The organism is Duganella guangzhouensis (assembly GCF_009674535.1).
GTDB lineage: Bacteria > Pseudomonadota > Gammaproteobacteria > Burkholderiales > Burkholderiaceae_D > Rugamonas > Rugamonas guangzhouensis.
On sequence record NZ_WKJK01000006.1, the window covers coordinates 1 to 13,707 of the forward strand.

Consider the following 13,707-nt stretch of genomic DNA (forward strand, 5'->3'; position numbering starts at 1 on the left):
CTCGACGCCGCGCCACCGGCCGGTGCGCCGCCGCTTGCCGCGCCGGCCGGCGTCACGCTGGCGGCTGGCAGCGGCACCGAGCCGCTACCGACCAACGGCGCCTTGTAATCCTGGGGCGCATAGCACAGCCCCTTTTCCGAGCAGCCTTGGCCGCTGGCCAGCAGCGTGAACGGGCCATTAACCTCAACCGGAATGGTAATGGTCACACTCTTGCGATACGTCTCCACGTCCTTGGCGAAGGTTTCGTCGTAGTGCACCTTGCCCGGCGGGATAGCCGGCACACCCAGCTTGGCGCCCTGCGCGCTGAACTTGAAGCGCTCGCGGTACATGTAGTAGCCATCGGCGATCTGGAACGTCACCGACACCGTATGCCCGTCCACCATGCGCGCCGAAAACTTGAACGCTTCGGACGGATCGAGGAAATCCTCGGCACGGACAGGCTGCAACAGCAGCGCGATCAGCGCCAGCAGTGGCGCGAGAAAACGGGCGAAACGGGACATGAAAACCTTCTCTCAGGGGGACTGTTCATTGAGCAACAGGCATAGTACACCGAGCGCGTTTTTCGCGCCTGAGCCGGGCCTTAAAACATTGTTTTATGCGAAACTAAATTTTTACCCGCCCCACTGGAGCCTGACTATGCCCTCTTGCCGTCCCCTGCTGTTTTCCGCGCTGGCCCTCAGCGCCCTGCCCGCCTACGCTCAGGCGCCGGCCAAGGCGCTGAACACCATCTCCTCCCAGGATTTGCTGGCCCACATCAAAGTCCTGTCCTCCGACACGTTTGAAGGCCGCGCGCCCGGCACCGCCGGCGAGGAAAAAAGCGTGGCCTACATCCAGCAGCAATTCAAAAAGCTGGGCCTGAAACCAGGCAACCCGGACGGCAGCTGGGTACAAGCCGTGCCCATGCGCGGCCAAAAGCCGACGCCCAGCTTCAGCTACACCATCGGCGGCCAAAAAGTGGCGCTGAATTTCCCGGATGACTATGTTGCTCATTCGACCAGCCAACCGGCCAGCGTGGCCGTCCAAAACTCGGACATCGTGTTTGTCGGCTACGGCGTGCAAGCGCCGGAATATGGCTGGGACGATTACAAGGGCGTGGACGTGCGCGGTAAAACCATCTTGATGCTGATTAACGATCCTGCCATTCCCGATCCGAACAATCCGGCCGAGCTGGATCCGGCCATGTTCAAGGGCAAGGCGATGACTTATTACGGCCGTTGGACCTACAAATACGAAATCGCCGCCAAACTGGGCGCCGCCGCCGCGATCATCATTCACGAGACCAAACCGGCCGCTTATCCATGGGAAGTGGTGCGCAGCGGCGGCAACGCCGAGCAATTCAGTCTGCTGCGCAGCGGCGACGATCCGGACGCGCCAACCGTGCCCGGCTGGATACAGCTGGACAAGGCCAAAGCGCTGATGAGCGCCGCCGGTTACGATTTCGACACGCTGAAAAAACAGGCATTGAGCAAAGACTTCCGCCCGGTCGAGCTGAAAGCGAAGGCTGATTTTAAAATCGACAATGTCGCCCGCACCGTTAATTCACACAACGTGGTGGCGAAAATCGAAGGCAGCGATCCCAAGCTGAAAAATGAATATGTGATTTACAGCGCACACTGGGATCACTTGGGCGTAGACGCGGACACCAAAAAGATTTATCACGGCGCGCTGGATAATGCCTCCGGCGTTGCCGCCTTGCTGGAAATCGCCCAAGCCTATAAAGCGCTGCCGAAAGCACCCAAGCGCACCATCTTGTTTATTGCCACCACCGCCGAGGAACGTGGATTGCTGGGCGCCAAATATTATGCCGAGCATCCGCTGTATCCGCTAAAGAATACTGTCGCGGACATTAATATCGATGGCATTAACGCTTGGGGGAAAACTGCGCAAATCGAAAACATCACTTCCGGGCATTCGGATATCGATGGCCTGTTAGAGAAATATGCCAAAACACAGGGCCGATTAATGGAAAGAGATTCGCGCTCTGAGCTCGGCAGTTTCTATCGTGCCGATCAGCTGGAATTTGCACGCGCCGGCGTACCGGTTTTATATACCAAGGCCCGCAGCCGCTACTTGAATAAGCCAGAGAATTACGCGAAGGAAGTGGTGGATAACTATTTCACCCACGACTATCACCAGGTGACAGATAGTTTCCGTAACGATTGGGATTTCAGCGGCGGTGTGCAGGATATTCAGCTGCTGTTCCAGGTGGGCCTGGAAATAGCCCAGGGTTATACCCCGGGCTGGAACGCCGGCTCCGAGTTCAAGGCCGCCGGCGAGCGCCGCTTACGCTAGAAAATAGTGTGTACATGCCAATTTCTGGCATGTACACCGACTAGGCTTCCACCAGATCGCCGGCGCGGCGCTCCGCAGTCACTACGCGGGACGCCCGTTTGCGCCACCAGATGATGACGCCGGTCACGCTCAGCATCGCCACCACCACACCCATCAGCGAAATCAGGATGCGGCCCGGCAGGCCGAGAATGCGGCCGGAATGCAGCGGGAATTGCGCCTGCACGAAGATATCCGCCGCCGTGCCTTTCCATGGCAAACGTTCGCCCAGCAGTTTTCCATCGGCGCCGTCGTAATACAAATATGCCGGGCCTACGCCGCCAGAGCCGTGATCGTCACCTGGTTTATAGAAACTCACGCCGTAGACATTAAAGGCGTTGGTATAAAATACCGCGCCCACCGGCTCTTCCCATTTACGTCGCACAGCTTCCTTGGTGGCGGTTTCAATCACGCTGGCATATTCAACCTTCGGCGCAAATGGCTTGTGAATATCGGCCATTGGACGCACGTCAAATGGCGTCGGCGTCACTTTGGAAATTTTGCTCATCACCGGATAAAACACTTCGCTGTATAGATTCAGCGAGAAGGCGGTGAACGACAGGATAATCAGCAAGATCCACGTCCATAAACTAAATGCGCGGTGCAAATCGAAATTCAACTTATTGCTGCCGCCATTCCAGCGGACTTTCCAGGCCGGTTTCCAGCGCTGCAGCCATGGTTTGGCTGCGCCTTTGCGACGCAATGGCAGCGTGAGATAAAAACCGACGAAACTATCCACCACCCAGATCATGGCAATACCGCCCATCAGCCATAAACCCCAACGGTCAATGCCCCACATTTCCGGAATGTGCAGGGTGTAATGCAGGCGATATAAGAAGGAAACGAAAGTCTCCTTGGTAATCGGCCATACCGCGCCCCATTCGCGCTTGCCCAGTTCGGCGCCGCTGACCGGGTCGACAAATACCTGGTTGAATCCAGGCTCGAACAGCTTGCCGCTGGCCGGGTCGACACGCGGCGAGATCCCAAACGCGATCGCCTCGCCCTGCTCGATCTGGATCGGGATGTACGACACCAGCACCTGCGGATAGCGCGCCTCCACCTGCTTGGCCAGCTCCAGCGCCGGCTGCGGCGTGCCCGGCGTATGGGCTTCCATCAGGTGCGGGTTGAGCAGATCGTCCAGCTCGTGATCCCACGAAATGATGGCGCCGGTGACGCCGCTAATAAACAAAAAGCCCGCTGTCAGCAGGCCGAGATATCGGTGTACCAAAGTCCAGAAGGCACGCATGGGCTTCTCCTCAGAAAAAAGGCCGGAACCCTGAGGTTCCGGCCCTAGCCGTTAGAACTTGTATTTCAAAGTCAGCGACGTGGTGCGCGGCGCGGCGTAGGTGATGGCGCCGTACGCGGCAAACATGCCAAAGTGCGTCTTGTCGAAGGCATTGTTGACGTTCAGCTGGGCCGACAGGTTCTTGCTGATGTCATAACGTGCCATCAGGTTGACCAGGGCGAACGACTTCTGCTCGATCAGGCCACCGTTGCTGGCGTAGTTAGGCGCGCTCGGATCGATGGTCCAGGTACGGCCTTCCCAGTTGACGCCACCGCCCACCGTCAGCGGGCTCAGCTGGCCGGCGAAGTTGTAGGTGGTGAATACGCGGATCAGCTTGCGCGGATAGATGCTGTTGAAATCGGCACCGGTGTTGTCTTTGGCGCGGAACTGGCTCATGCCGGCGCTGGCACTCCAGCCACGGGCCAGTTCGCCACTGACTTCGGCCTCGTAGCCGCGGCTGGTGGCGCCGTCGGTGGTCTTGTACCAGGCGTTGCCTTTGCTGTCGATGCCGCCGGCTTGCCCCAGATTGTCCTGCTTGATATCGAAAAGACCGAACGAGGCGTTCACTTTGCCATCCAGGAACTCGCCCTTGATGCCCACTTCGCTGCTCTTGCCGGTCACCGGGTCCAGCGCCTTGCCGCTCTGGTCGAGGTAGTTTTGCGGCTGGAAGATGCTGGTGTAGCTCGCGTAGGCCGAGTAGGTGTCGTTGATGTCATAGACGAGGCCGGCATACGGCGTCACCTCGTTATCATTCTGCTCGGTGGAGCCGCTGCCGACCACCAGCTGGTTTTTCTTGTAGTTGGTCACGCGCGCACCGACGATCAGCTTCAGCGGATCAGTGATCGAGAAGCGGGCCACGCCGTACACCGCGTCCTGCTTGGTCACGCTTTGCTGGTACAGCGTGGCTGCACCCCAGGTTGGCTCGGCATAGGAGCCGTCCCAGGTGTTGTAGTTGCCGGTGTCGGCAATGTTGCTGCCGGCACGGCTGTACGAGGTGAAGTCAGCCTTGGAGTACATATAGCCGAACGCCGCCTCATGCTTGCGACCAAACAGCTGGAACGGGCCGCTGGCCTGCACGTTGGCGTTGGTCTGTTCAGTACGGGTCAGGTAGGAGCCGACGAATGGGGTCAGACCGGTGCCGGTGGTCTGATCAGCGTAGCCGTACAGGTACAGCAGGCGCGAGTCGCCACGACGGTCGCCATGGGTGACACTGGCGCGCAGCTGCCAACCATTGTCGAAGGTGTGATTCAGGTCAACGAAGGCATTGTTGTACGAGGTATCCCAAGCGCTCCAGGCCGCAGCCGAGGTTTTGGAGACATCCCAGTTGGTCTGGTTGCCGTTGGTGTACCAGTACGACAAACCGCCCCAGTTCGAGCCCTTGGCGTTGGTTTCCTGGCGGCTGAAGCCGACGTCCAGCACGGTGTGCGGCGCCAGATCGGCTTCGACGGTCGCGTAAATGGTCTTGCTCTTGTTGCTCAGCAGGTCGACCCAGCTGTCGCTGTCAGTGTATTCGCCGACCACGCGGCCACGGATGGTGCCTTCCTTGTTCAGCGCGGTCGAGACATCGAACGCGGCGCGGCGCGCATTCCAGTTGCCGACACCGATCTCGGCCGAACCGGTCAGCTCTTTCGAGGTGGCGCGCTTGCGCACCAGGTTGATGGCGGCCGACGGGTTGCCGGCGCCGGTCATCAGGCCGGTGGCGCCACGCACCACTTCCACCCGGTCGTACAGCGCCAGGCTGCTGGCCACTTCACCCGAGGACCACGATTGTTCCCAGGTGGTCGGCACGCCGTCGATCTGCAGGTTGTCGATGTCGAAGCCACGCGCGGTGAAGCCGGCGCGGTTGGTTTCATACTGGTTCACGGAGATGCCGATGACGTTGTTGACCACGTCGGTAACGGTCTGCAAGCCCTGATCTTCGATGCGCTGCTGGGTCACCACGGTGACCGATTGCGGCGTATCGCGCAGCGACAGGTCCAACGGCGTGCCGCCCTTGGCTTTACCGGTGGTGTAGGAAGTGCTCTCGTCCAGTTTTTGCGAGCTCACTTGCACGGTCGGCAGCGCCTGATCGGCGGTCTGCGCTTGCGCCAGCAGCGGCATTGCCAGGCTGACCACGACGGCCATGCGCTTCAGTTTGACTTGCTTGTTCATCTGTTCCCCAGGATTGACATTTTCATCGAATCAAGAATGATAACGATTCTCATTACAAAGTCAATCGCAAAAAGTCAACAGGCGAAAAAAAAGCCAGGCTAGGCCTGGCTTTTCAGCACTACGGGACGACCGGCTGATTACTCAGCGGTTGGTGCGTCTTCGATCGCGGTGACTTCTGGACGGTCCAGCAGCTCAACGTAAGCCATTGGAGCGTTGTCGCCAACGCGGAAACCCATTTTCAGGATGCGCAGGTAGCCGCCGTTACGTGCAGCGTAACGTGGGCCCAGTTCCGAGAACAGTTTGCCTACGATTTCGCGGTCGCGCAGACGGGCAAATGCCAGACGCTTGTTAGCCAGGGTGTCGGTCTTGCCCAGGGTCAGGATAGGCTCAACAACGCGGCGCAGCTCTTTAGCTTTTGGCAGCGTGGTTTTGATGGCTTCATGACGCAGCAGCGATACGGTCATGTTGCGCAGCATAGCCAGACGGTGGGACGAGGTACGGTTCAGTTTACGGAGGCCGTGACGGTGACGCATGGTACTTCCTTTCGATGATGTTTAAATCCGAGTTCTTCGATCGCTCAAGGGTGAACAGGAGCGCGGACCGGTTTTAGTGATGACGTCCGCTGCAACATGCAGCGGACGGGTACTGCAAACTACGAATTACTTTTCCAGACCAGCAGGCGGCCAGTTTTCCAGCTTCATGCCCAGGGTCAGACCACGGGAAGCCAACACTTCCTTGATCTCGTTCAGCGACTTGCGGCCCAGATTCGGGGTCTTCAGCAGCTCGTTTTCCGAACGCTGGATCAGGTCGCCGATGTAGTAGATGTTTTCGGCTTTCAGGCAGTTGGCCGAACGCACGGTCAGTTCCAGGTCGTCGACTGGACGCAGCAGGATAGGATCGACCAGCGGTGCGCGCGATGGCGCTTCGGCGGCGGCTTCGGTGCCTTCCAGCGCGGCGAACACATTCAGTTGATCAACCAGCACGCGCGCCGATTGACGGATCGCTTCTTCCGGCGAGATCACGCCGTTGGTTTCGATGTTGATGATCAGCTTGTCCAGGTCGGTACGCTGTTCCACACGAGCGGACTCAACGTAGTACGACACGCGGCGCACTGGCGAGAACGACGCGTCCAGAATGATGCGGCCGATGGTTTTGTTGGTGTCTTCCGACAGACGACGCACGTTGCCCGGTACATAGCCACGGCCTTTTTCGACCTTGATCTGCATGTCCAGTTTGCCGCCGGCGGTCAGGTGAGCGATCACGTGGTCCGGGTTGATCAGTTCCACGTCGTGTGGCAGATCGATGTCCGACGCCAGCACGGCGCCTTCGCCTTCTTTCTTCAGGGTCAGGGTGACGGAGTCACGGTTGTGCACTTTGAACACAACGCCCTTCAGGTTCAGCAGCAGGTCAACCACGTCTTCTTGCACGCCGTCCAGCGACGAGTACTCGTGCACCACACCGGCGATGGTCACTTCGGTCGGCGCGTAGCCGATCATCGAGGACAGCAGCACGCGACGCAGCGCGTTGCCCAGGGTGTGGCCGTAGCCGCGTTCAAACGGTTCCATCACGACTTTGGCGTGACCGGCGCCCAGCGCCTCGACATCGATAATACGTGGTTTCAACAGGCTGTTTTGCATGAAATGTCCTTTTCAATACCCTCGGCGCGTTAAGCCGATAAGGCTGATGGCATTAGTGAAAACGCCCGCTCGAAGGAGCGGGCGGGATTTGGTGCTACTTAGACTACAGATTAACGCGAGTACAGCTCGACGATCAGCGATTCGTTGACGTCAGCGGCGATCTCGTTACGCTCTGGCAGCGATTTGAAAGTGCCTTCCAGTTTCTTGGCATCAACCGACACCCAGGCTGGCATGCCAACTTGTTCGGCCAGCGACAGCGCTTCCAGAATACGGGTTTGCTTTTTGGCTTTTTCGCGCACGGCGATCACGTCACCGATTTTGACCACGTACGAAGCGATGTTCACCACGTTGCCGTTCACGGTCAGGGCTTTGTGCGATACCAGCTGACGCGCTTCAGCGCGGGTCGAGCCGAAGCCCATGCGATAGACCACGTTGTCCAGACGCGATTCCAGCAGCTTCAGCAGGGTTTCGCCGGTGTTGCCTTTGCGACGGTCGGCTTCAGCGAAGTAGCGACGGAACTGACGTTCCAGCACGCCGTAGATACGCTTCACTTTTTGCTTTTCGCGCAGCTGGTTGCCGTAGTCCGAGGTACGGGCGCCCGATTTGACGCCGTGTTGACCTGGTTTGACGTCCAGTTTGCATTTGCTGTCCAGCGAGCGACGTGCGCTCTTCAGGAACAGGTCGGTGCCTTCGCGGCGGGAGAGTTTTGCTTTTGGTCCGATATAACGTGCCACAGTGCTTTCCTTTTAAATAATGACGCCCCAGCCACACACGTGGTTAGGCGCTAGTCTGGTCTCCACATGAGCCAGACGGTGGCGAAGTCTGCCATAAAGACAGACGACAATAGCCGGGCAGTATAGCCGTTACCGGCTTCCTGCACCAGCTGAATTGTGTAACAGCATAACCGGCAAGCCGGCTACGCCATTAGATACGACGACGCTTTGGAGGGCGGCAGCCGTTGTGCGGAACTGGCGTCACGTCCTGGATCTCGGTGATCTTGATGCCCAGGTTGTTCAGCGCGCGCACAGCCGATTCACGGCCTGGGCCTGGGCCCTTGATACGCACTTCCAGGTTCTTCACGCCGCATTCGATTGCGACTTTACCAGCGGCTTCGGCAGCAACCTGCGCTGCGAACGGGGTCGATTTACGCGAACCCTTGAAGCCCGCACCACCGGAGGTTGCCCACGACAGCGCATTGCCCTGACGGTCGGTGATGGTGATGATGGTGTTGTTGAAGGAAGCGTGAACGTGTGCGATACCTTCGGCAACGTTCTTCTTGACCTTCTTGCGCACGCGAGCTGCTGCTGCGCTGCTTTGTTGCTTAGCCATGTGATTTCCCTAGATTATTTCTTGAGCGATTGAGCGGCTTTGCGCGGGCCCTTGCGGGTACGTGCATTGGTGCGGGTGCGTTGACCGCGGACCGGCAGGCCCTTACGGTGACGCAGGCCGCGGTAGCAACCCAGATCCATCAAACGCTTGATGTTCATGGACAGTTCGCGGCGCAGGTCGCCTTCGACGATGAATTTTGCTACTTCATCGCGCAGCTTTTCCAGTTCGCTGTCGTCCAGATCCTTGACCTTTTTATCGGTCGCAATACCCGTCTGCGCGCAGATGAACTTCGCGCGTGGACGGCCTACACCGTAGATGGCGGTCAGGCCGATAACGGTGTGCTGATGATTGGGGATATTAACCCCTGCGATACGTGCCATTCGTTATTCCTCGATAAATAACGGTTATTAACCTTGACGCTGCTTGTGACGTGGTTCGACGCAGATTACGCGAACAACGCCCTTGCGCTTGATGATCTTGCAGTTGCGGCAGATCCGCTTGACTGAGGCGTTAACTTTCATGATGAACTCTCTTCTAAGGTTCGATTATCTAAATTTACTTGGTCCGGAACACAATGCGGGCGCGGGACAGGTCGTAAGGTGTCAGTTCGACCGTCACCTTATCGCCAGGCAGGATGCGGATATAGTTCATCCGCATTTTACCTGAAATATGCCCCAGCACCACGTGCCCGTTTTCCAGCTTTACTCGAAATGTTGCATTAGGGAGATTTTCTAAGATCTCACCCTGCATCTGTATGACGTCGTCTTTTGCCATTCGGTATGTTGAAACCGCGCTTATCGCGTCGGAATTCCGCCTTTGAAGTTTGCTTTGCGCAGCAGCGATTCATATTGCTGCGACATCACGTAATTTTGTACTTGCGCCATGAAATCCATGGTCACAACCACAATAATCAACAGAGAAGTGCCACCAAAATAGAATGGTACTTTCCACTCGGCTACCATGAATTCCGGCAACAAACACACCAAAGTGATGTAGATGGCGCCAGCCAAAGTCAAACGTGTCAGGATCTTGTCGATGTAGCGGGCAGTCTGCTCACCGGGACGAATCCCTGGCACAAAGGCCCCGCTTTTCTTCAAGTTGTCTGCCGTCTCCTTGCTGTTAAACACCAGCGCGGTATAGAAGAAGCAGAAGAACACGATGGCAATGGCGTACAACAGTGCGTGGATGGGCTCGCCTGGCCCCATCGATGCTGCCAAATCTTTCAGGAACCGGACTACCGGGTTAGCCGTATCGGCGCCGGTGGTAAACCAGCCCACGATCGTAGCCGGGAACAAGATAATCGACGAAGCGAAGATCGGTGGGATCACGCCGGCCATATTCAACTTCAATGGCAGGTGCGACGTTTGTCCACCGTAAATCTTGTTACCCACCTGGCGTTTCGCATAGTTCACCAGAATCTTGCGTTGGCCACGTTCCACAAATACCACCAGGAACGTCACCGCCACCACCAGGATCATGATGATGATCGCCGACAGCGCGCCCATCTGACCGGTCGACACCGACTGGCCGAGGCCACCCAGTGCGCCCGGCAAGCCGGCCGCGATACCCGCGAAGATGATGATCGAGATGCCGTTACCGAGACCGCGCTCGGTAATCTGCTCGCCCAACCACATCACGAACATGGTTCCGGTCAACAGCGTAACGACCGTCACGAAACGGAAAGCAAAACCTGGATCCAGCACCAGACCTTGCTGCGACTCCAGGGCCACGGCGATGCCGAACGCCTGGAACGCCGCCAGCAACACCGTGAAATAGCGGGTGTACTGGGTGATCTTGCGGCGGCCTGCTTCGCCCTCTTTTTTCAGCGCTTCCATCTGCGGCGACACGATCGACACCAACTGCATGATGATCGAGGCCGAGATGTACGGCGTGATACCGAGCGCAAACACCGTGAAGCGCGAGAGCGCGCCACCGCTGAACATGTTCAACATGCCCAGGATGCCGCCCTCTTGCGACTTGAACAGCTCTGCCAATCGTACCGGATCGATCCCGGGAACCGGGATGTGAGCGCCGATACGATAAACCACCAATGCGCCAAGCAGGAACCAGAGCCGGCCCCAAGGGAAACCAGCTGCTGCACTTTTTGCTAATTGTGGATTAGTCGCCAATTTTCGCTCCGATCAAGCTGTTAGCGGTGGCTCAGGCTACCGAGCCGCCGGCTGCTTCGATGGCGGCTTTCGCGCCAGCGGTCACTTTCAGGCCCTTCAGGGTCACCGCTTTGGTGACTTCGCCCGACGCGATGACGCGTACGTCGCGTGCCAGCACGCTCAGTACACCAGCTTGTTTCAGCACCAGGATGTCGACTTCGCCCACTGGCAGGTTGTTCAGGTCGGACAGACGCACTTCAGCTTTGAAGGTGGCGTTGAGCGACTTGAAACCGCGCTTAGGCAGACGACGTTGCAGCGGCATCTGACCGCCTTCGAAGCCGACTTTGTGGAAGCCGCCCGAACGCGATTTCTGACCCTTGTGGCCGCGGCCTGCGGTTTTACCCAGGCCGGAGCCGATACCGCGGCCGACGCGACGCTTGTAGTGCTTAGCGCCTTCGGCTGGTTGAATGGTATTCAGTTCCATGATTTCTCCGTGAGTAAGCCGGGGCTTACGCAACTACTTTAACGAGATACGACACTTTGTTGATCATGCCGCGTACCGATGGGGTGTCCTGCAACTCGGCGACCGAGTTAACACGACGCAGGCCCAGGCCGCGCACGGTGGCACGGTGGTCCTGGCGGGTGCCGATCAGGCCCTTCACCAGTTGTACTTTGACGGTTTTCGTAGTCATGTCGTTCACCTTAACCCAGGATCTCTTCTACCGACTTACCGCGTTTGGCGGCGATGTCAGCAGGAGTGTTCAGTTTGGCCAGGCCGTCCAGCGTGGCGCGGACCAGGTTGTACGGGTTGCTCGAACCGGTCGATTTCGCGACCACGTCGGTCACACCCATCACTTCGAAGATCGCGCGCATTGCGCCACCCGCGATGACGCCGGTACCAGGCTTGGCTGGCGACATCATCACTTTCGAGGCGCCATGACGACCAAACACGGTGTGGTGCAGGGTGCCGTTTTTCAGCGGTACTTTGATCAGGTTGCGACGGGCTTCTTCCATTGCCTTTTGCACACCGACTGGTACCTCTTTCGACTTGCCCTTGCCCATGCCGATGCGGCCATCGCCGTCACCTACCACGGTCAGTGCCGCGAAGCCCATGATGCGACCACCCTTGACCACTTTGGTCACGCGGTTGATCGCGATCATTTTTTCGCGCATGCCGTCATCCGGTTTGTCGCCGGCCATTTTTGCTTGCATTTTTGCCATGATCGTTCCTTAGAACTTCAGACCGGCTTCACGCGCGGCTTCTGCCAGCGCCTTCACACGGCCGTGATAACGGAAACCGGAACGGTCGAAGGCGACTTCGGTGATACCGGCTTTCAGTGCTTTTTCTGCTACGCGCTTGCCGACCAGTGCGGCGGCAGCGGCGTTGCCACCCTTGCCCGATTTGCCGGCCAGCTCGGCGCGCACTTCCGCTTCCACGGTCGAGGCCGAAACCAGTACTTTGGCATCCGGGGAGATCAGGTTCGCGTAAATGTGCAGGTTAGTGCGGTGCACCGACAGGCGGTTCACTTTCAGTTGTGCGATCTTGATCCGGGTTTGACGTCCGCGGCGCAGACGAGATTCTTTTTTATCCATCGTCAGCCCCTAATTACTTCTTCTTAGTTTCTTTGATCTTAACCACTTCGTCCGAATAACGGACGCCCTTGCCTTTGTAAGGCTCCGGAGCGCGGTAAGCACGTACTTCTGCTGCAACCTGACCCACTTTTTGACGGTCGATGCCTTTGATGACGATCTCGGTCGGGGTGGCGGTGGCGCAGGTCACGCCTTCTGGCATGGCGTGCACGACCGGGTGCGAGAAACCCAGCGACAGGTTCAGCTTGTCGCCAGCGGCCTGGGCTTTGTAACCCACGCCGACCAGGTTCAGCTTTTTCTCGAAGCCCTTGGTCACACCGTTCACCATGTTGTTGACCAGCGCGCGCAGCGTACCGGACATGGCGTTGGCTTCGCGGCTGTCGTTGGACGGCTCAAAGCTCAGGGTACCAGCGTTGTTTTCAACTTTTACCAGGCCGTTCAGGCTCTGGGTCAGGACGCCCAGCGGGCCCTTGACGGTAATCGCTGCTGCGGAGATGGCGACTTCAGCGCCAGCTGGCACAGCGATTGGCATTTTAGCTACACGGGACATGTCTAACTCCTTAAGCCACGAAGCAAATCACTTCGCCGCCGACACCGGTAGCGCGTGCTTTACGATCGGTCATGACGCCTTGCGGAGTCGACACGATTGCCACACCCAGGCCATTCATGACCGTTGGGATTTCGTCCTTGCCTTTGTAGACGCGCAGACCTGGACGCGAAACACGCTCCAGACGCTCGATAACAGGACGGCCTACGTAGTACTTCAAACCGATTTTCAGTTCCGACTTGCCACCGGTCTCGGCGACAGCGAAATCTTCAATGTAACCCTCGTCCTTGAGGACGTTGGCAATCGCTACTTTGACTTTCGACGATGGCATCGCCACGGTCGTTTTTTGAACGCCTTGGGCGTTGCGAATGCGGGTCAGCATATCGGCGATAGGATCGCTCATACTCATTGCTTATTCTCCTATTACCAGCTAGCTTTAGTCATACCCGGAATTTCACCACGCATGGCGAATTCACGGAGCTTGATACGGCCCAGACCGAATTTACGGAAGGTGCCGCGTGGACGACCAGTCACCTGGCAGCGGTTGCGCTGGCGGGTCGGGGCCGAGTTACGTGGCAGGGCCTGCAGTTTCAGGCGCGCTTCGTAACGCTCTTCTTCCGACTTGGTCTGGTCATCGATGATGGCCTTCAGAGCGGCGCGCTTGGCAGCGAACTTGGCTACCAGGTCAGCACGTTTCTGTTCACGGTTAATCAGTGCGAGTTTTGCCATGAT

At 58.0% G+C, this 13,707-nt stretch carries 19 protein-coding genes; 1 reads left to right on the forward strand and 18 read right to left on the reverse strand.

The window, feature by feature from the left end; all coding sequences use genetic code 11:
• On the reverse strand, positions 1-500 hold a 500-nt coding region (locus GJ699_RS12580), incomplete at its 3' end, for a protein-disulfide reductase DsbD domain-containing protein (protein ID WP_267877718.1).
• Positions 501-636: 136 nt separating this feature from the next.
• On the opposite strand from GJ699_RS12580, the gene GJ699_RS12585 reads away from it, so the two are divergent.
• On the forward strand, positions 637-2,292 hold the full coding sequence (locus GJ699_RS12585; RefSeq protein WP_154376698.1) for a M20/M25/M40 family metallo-hydrolase: 1,656 nt from the start codon (positions 637-639) through the stop codon (positions 2,290-2,292).
• A gap of 40 nt (positions 2,293-2,332) precedes the next feature.
• Here GJ699_RS12585 and GJ699_RS12590 read toward each other — a convergent pair whose 3' ends face one another.
• The 17 genes from GJ699_RS12590 to rpsN form a co-directional block, all read right to left on the reverse strand.
• A complete protein-coding gene (locus tag GJ699_RS12590) occupies positions 2,333-3,574 on the reverse strand; it encodes a PepSY-associated TM helix domain-containing protein (RefSeq protein WP_154376700.1) in 1,242 nt (413 codons plus the stop codon).
• Positions 3,575-3,625: 51 nt separating this feature from the next.
• Positions 3,626-5,764, reverse strand: a complete 2,139-nt coding sequence (locus tag GJ699_RS12595) for a TonB-dependent siderophore receptor (protein ID WP_154376701.1) — start codon at positions 5,762-5,764, stop codon at positions 3,626-3,628.
• Positions 5,765-5,901: 137 nt separating this feature from the next.
• Positions 5,902-6,297 carry a 50S ribosomal protein L17 gene (gene rplQ / locus GJ699_RS12600; RefSeq protein ID WP_110846398.1) on the reverse strand — a complete coding sequence of 132 codons (396 nt, stop codon included), beginning with the start codon at positions 6,295-6,297 and terminating at the stop codon, positions 5,902-5,904.
• 126 nt (positions 6,298-6,423) lie between these two features.
• A complete protein-coding gene (locus tag GJ699_RS12605; RefSeq protein ID WP_092280152.1) occupies positions 6,424-7,401 on the reverse strand; it encodes a DNA-directed RNA polymerase subunit alpha in 978 nt (325 codons plus the stop codon).
• Positions 7,402-7,511: 110 nt separating this feature from the next.
• Entirely contained in the window at positions 7,512-8,135 is a 624-nt protein-coding gene (gene rpsD, locus GJ699_RS12610; protein WP_371867550.1) for a 30S ribosomal protein S4, read from the reverse strand.
• Positions 8,136-8,325: 190 nt separating this feature from the next.
• On the reverse strand, positions 8,326-8,730 hold the full coding sequence (gene rpsK / locus GJ699_RS12615) for a 30S ribosomal protein S11 (RefSeq protein ID WP_072786827.1): 405 nt from the start codon (positions 8,728-8,730) through the stop codon (positions 8,326-8,328).
• 14 nt (positions 8,731-8,744) lie between these two features.
• On the reverse strand, positions 8,745-9,110 hold the full coding sequence (gene rpsM, locus GJ699_RS12620) for a 30S ribosomal protein S13 (RefSeq protein WP_154376703.1): 366 nt from the start codon (positions 9,108-9,110) through the stop codon (positions 8,745-8,747).
• A 27-nt stretch (positions 9,111-9,137) separates the two neighbouring features.
• Positions 9,138-9,251 (reverse strand): 50S ribosomal protein L36, encoded by a 114-nt coding sequence (gene rpmJ, locus GJ699_RS12625; protein WP_005663407.1) that lies wholly within the window; start codon positions 9,249-9,251, stop codon positions 9,138-9,140.
• Between the two features lie 34 nt (positions 9,252-9,285).
• Entirely contained in the window at positions 9,286-9,504 is a 219-nt protein-coding gene (gene infA, locus GJ699_RS12630; RefSeq protein ID WP_005663428.1) for a translation initiation factor IF-1, read from the reverse strand.
• Between the two features lie 20 nt (positions 9,505-9,524).
• A complete protein-coding gene (gene secY, locus GJ699_RS12635; protein ID WP_154376704.1) occupies positions 9,525-10,859 on the reverse strand; it encodes a preprotein translocase subunit SecY in 1,335 nt (444 codons plus the stop codon).
• Positions 10,860-10,890: 31 nt separating this feature from the next.
• Positions 10,891-11,322 (reverse strand): 50S ribosomal protein L15, encoded by a 432-nt coding sequence (rplO, locus tag GJ699_RS12640; protein WP_154376706.1) that lies wholly within the window; start codon positions 11,320-11,322, stop codon positions 10,891-10,893.
• 25 nt (positions 11,323-11,347) lie between these two features.
• Positions 11,348-11,530, reverse strand: a complete 183-nt coding sequence (rpmD, locus tag GJ699_RS12645) for a 50S ribosomal protein L30 (RefSeq protein ID WP_090192459.1) — start codon at positions 11,528-11,530, stop codon at positions 11,348-11,350.
• A gap of 10 nt (positions 11,531-11,540) precedes the next feature.
• Entirely contained in the window at positions 11,541-12,059 is a 519-nt protein-coding gene (gene rpsE, locus GJ699_RS12650; protein WP_154376708.1) for a 30S ribosomal protein S5, read from the reverse strand.
• Between the two features lie 9 nt (positions 12,060-12,068).
• Positions 12,069-12,431, reverse strand: a complete 363-nt coding sequence (rplR, locus tag GJ699_RS12655) for a 50S ribosomal protein L18 (RefSeq protein ID WP_107144084.1) — start codon at positions 12,429-12,431, stop codon at positions 12,069-12,071.
• A 13-nt stretch (positions 12,432-12,444) separates the two neighbouring features.
• Positions 12,445-12,978, reverse strand: coding sequence for a 50S ribosomal protein L6 (rplF, locus tag GJ699_RS12660; protein ID WP_154376710.1), 534 nt, complete (start codon positions 12,976-12,978; stop codon positions 12,445-12,447).
• A gap of 10 nt (positions 12,979-12,988) precedes the next feature.
• A complete protein-coding gene (gene rpsH / locus GJ699_RS12665) occupies positions 12,989-13,384 on the reverse strand; it encodes a 30S ribosomal protein S8 (protein ID WP_154376712.1) in 396 nt (131 codons plus the stop codon).
• 14 nt (positions 13,385-13,398) lie between these two features.
• Positions 13,399-13,704: a 30S ribosomal protein S14 gene (rpsN, locus tag GJ699_RS12670; protein ID WP_055937643.1), complete on the reverse strand. Its 306-nt coding sequence runs from the start codon at positions 13,702-13,704 to the stop codon at positions 13,399-13,401.
• Positions 13,705-13,707 lie beyond the last annotated feature (3 nt).

Bases quoted from the DNA above. Each gene is read 5' to 3' on its own strand.
- GJ699_RS12585 (WP_154376698.1), top strand. From the start codon at position 637: ATGCCCTCTTGCCGTCCCCTGCTGTTTTCCGCGCTGGCCCTCAGCGCC.
- GJ699_RS12590 (WP_154376700.1), bottom strand. From the start codon at position 3,574: ATGCGTGCCTTCTGGACTTTGGTACACCGATATCTCGGCCTGCTGACA.
- GJ699_RS12595 (WP_154376701.1), bottom strand. From the start codon at position 5,764: ATGAACAAGCAAGTCAAACTGAAGCGCATGGCCGTCGTGGTCAGCCTG.
- rplQ (WP_110846398.1), bottom strand. From the start codon at position 6,297: ATGCGTCACCGTCACGGCCTCCGTAAACTGAACCGTACCTCGTCCCAC.
- GJ699_RS12605 (WP_092280152.1), bottom strand. From the start codon at position 7,401: ATGCAAAACAGCCTGTTGAAACCACGTATTATCGATGTCGAGGCGCTG.
- rpsK (WP_072786827.1), bottom strand. From the start codon at position 8,730: ATGGCTAAGCAACAAAGCAGCGCAGCAGCAGCTCGCGTGCGCAAGAAG.
- rpsM (WP_154376703.1), bottom strand. From the start codon at position 9,110: ATGGCACGTATCGCAGGGGTTAATATCCCCAATCATCAGCACACCGTT.
- rpmJ (WP_005663407.1), bottom strand. From the start codon at position 9,251: ATGAAAGTTAACGCCTCAGTCAAGCGGATCTGCCGCAACTGCAAGATC.
- infA (WP_005663428.1), bottom strand. From the start codon at position 9,504: ATGGCAAAAGACGACGTCATACAGATGCAGGGTGAGATCTTAGAAAAT.
- rplO (WP_154376706.1), bottom strand. From the start codon at position 11,322: ATGGAACTGAATACCATTCAACCAGCCGAAGGCGCTAAGCACTACAAG.
- rpmD (WP_090192459.1), bottom strand. From the start codon at position 11,530: ATGACTACGAAAACCGTCAAAGTACAACTGGTGAAGGGCCTGATCGGC.
- rpsE (WP_154376708.1), bottom strand. From the start codon at position 12,059: ATGGCAAAAATGCAAGCAAAAATGGCCGGCGACAAACCGGATGACGGC.
- rplR (WP_107144084.1), bottom strand. From the start codon at position 12,431: ATGGATAAAAAAGAATCTCGTCTGCGCCGCGGACGTCAAACCCGGATC.
- rplF (WP_154376710.1), bottom strand. From the start codon at position 12,978: ATGTCCCGTGTAGCTAAAATGCCAATCGCTGTGCCAGCTGGCGCTGAA.
- rpsH (WP_154376712.1), bottom strand. From the start codon at position 13,384: ATGAGTATGAGCGATCCTATCGCCGATATGCTGACCCGCATTCGCAAC.
- rpsN (WP_055937643.1), bottom strand. From the start codon at position 13,704: ATGGCAAAACTCGCACTGATTAACCGTGAACAGAAACGTGCTGACCTG.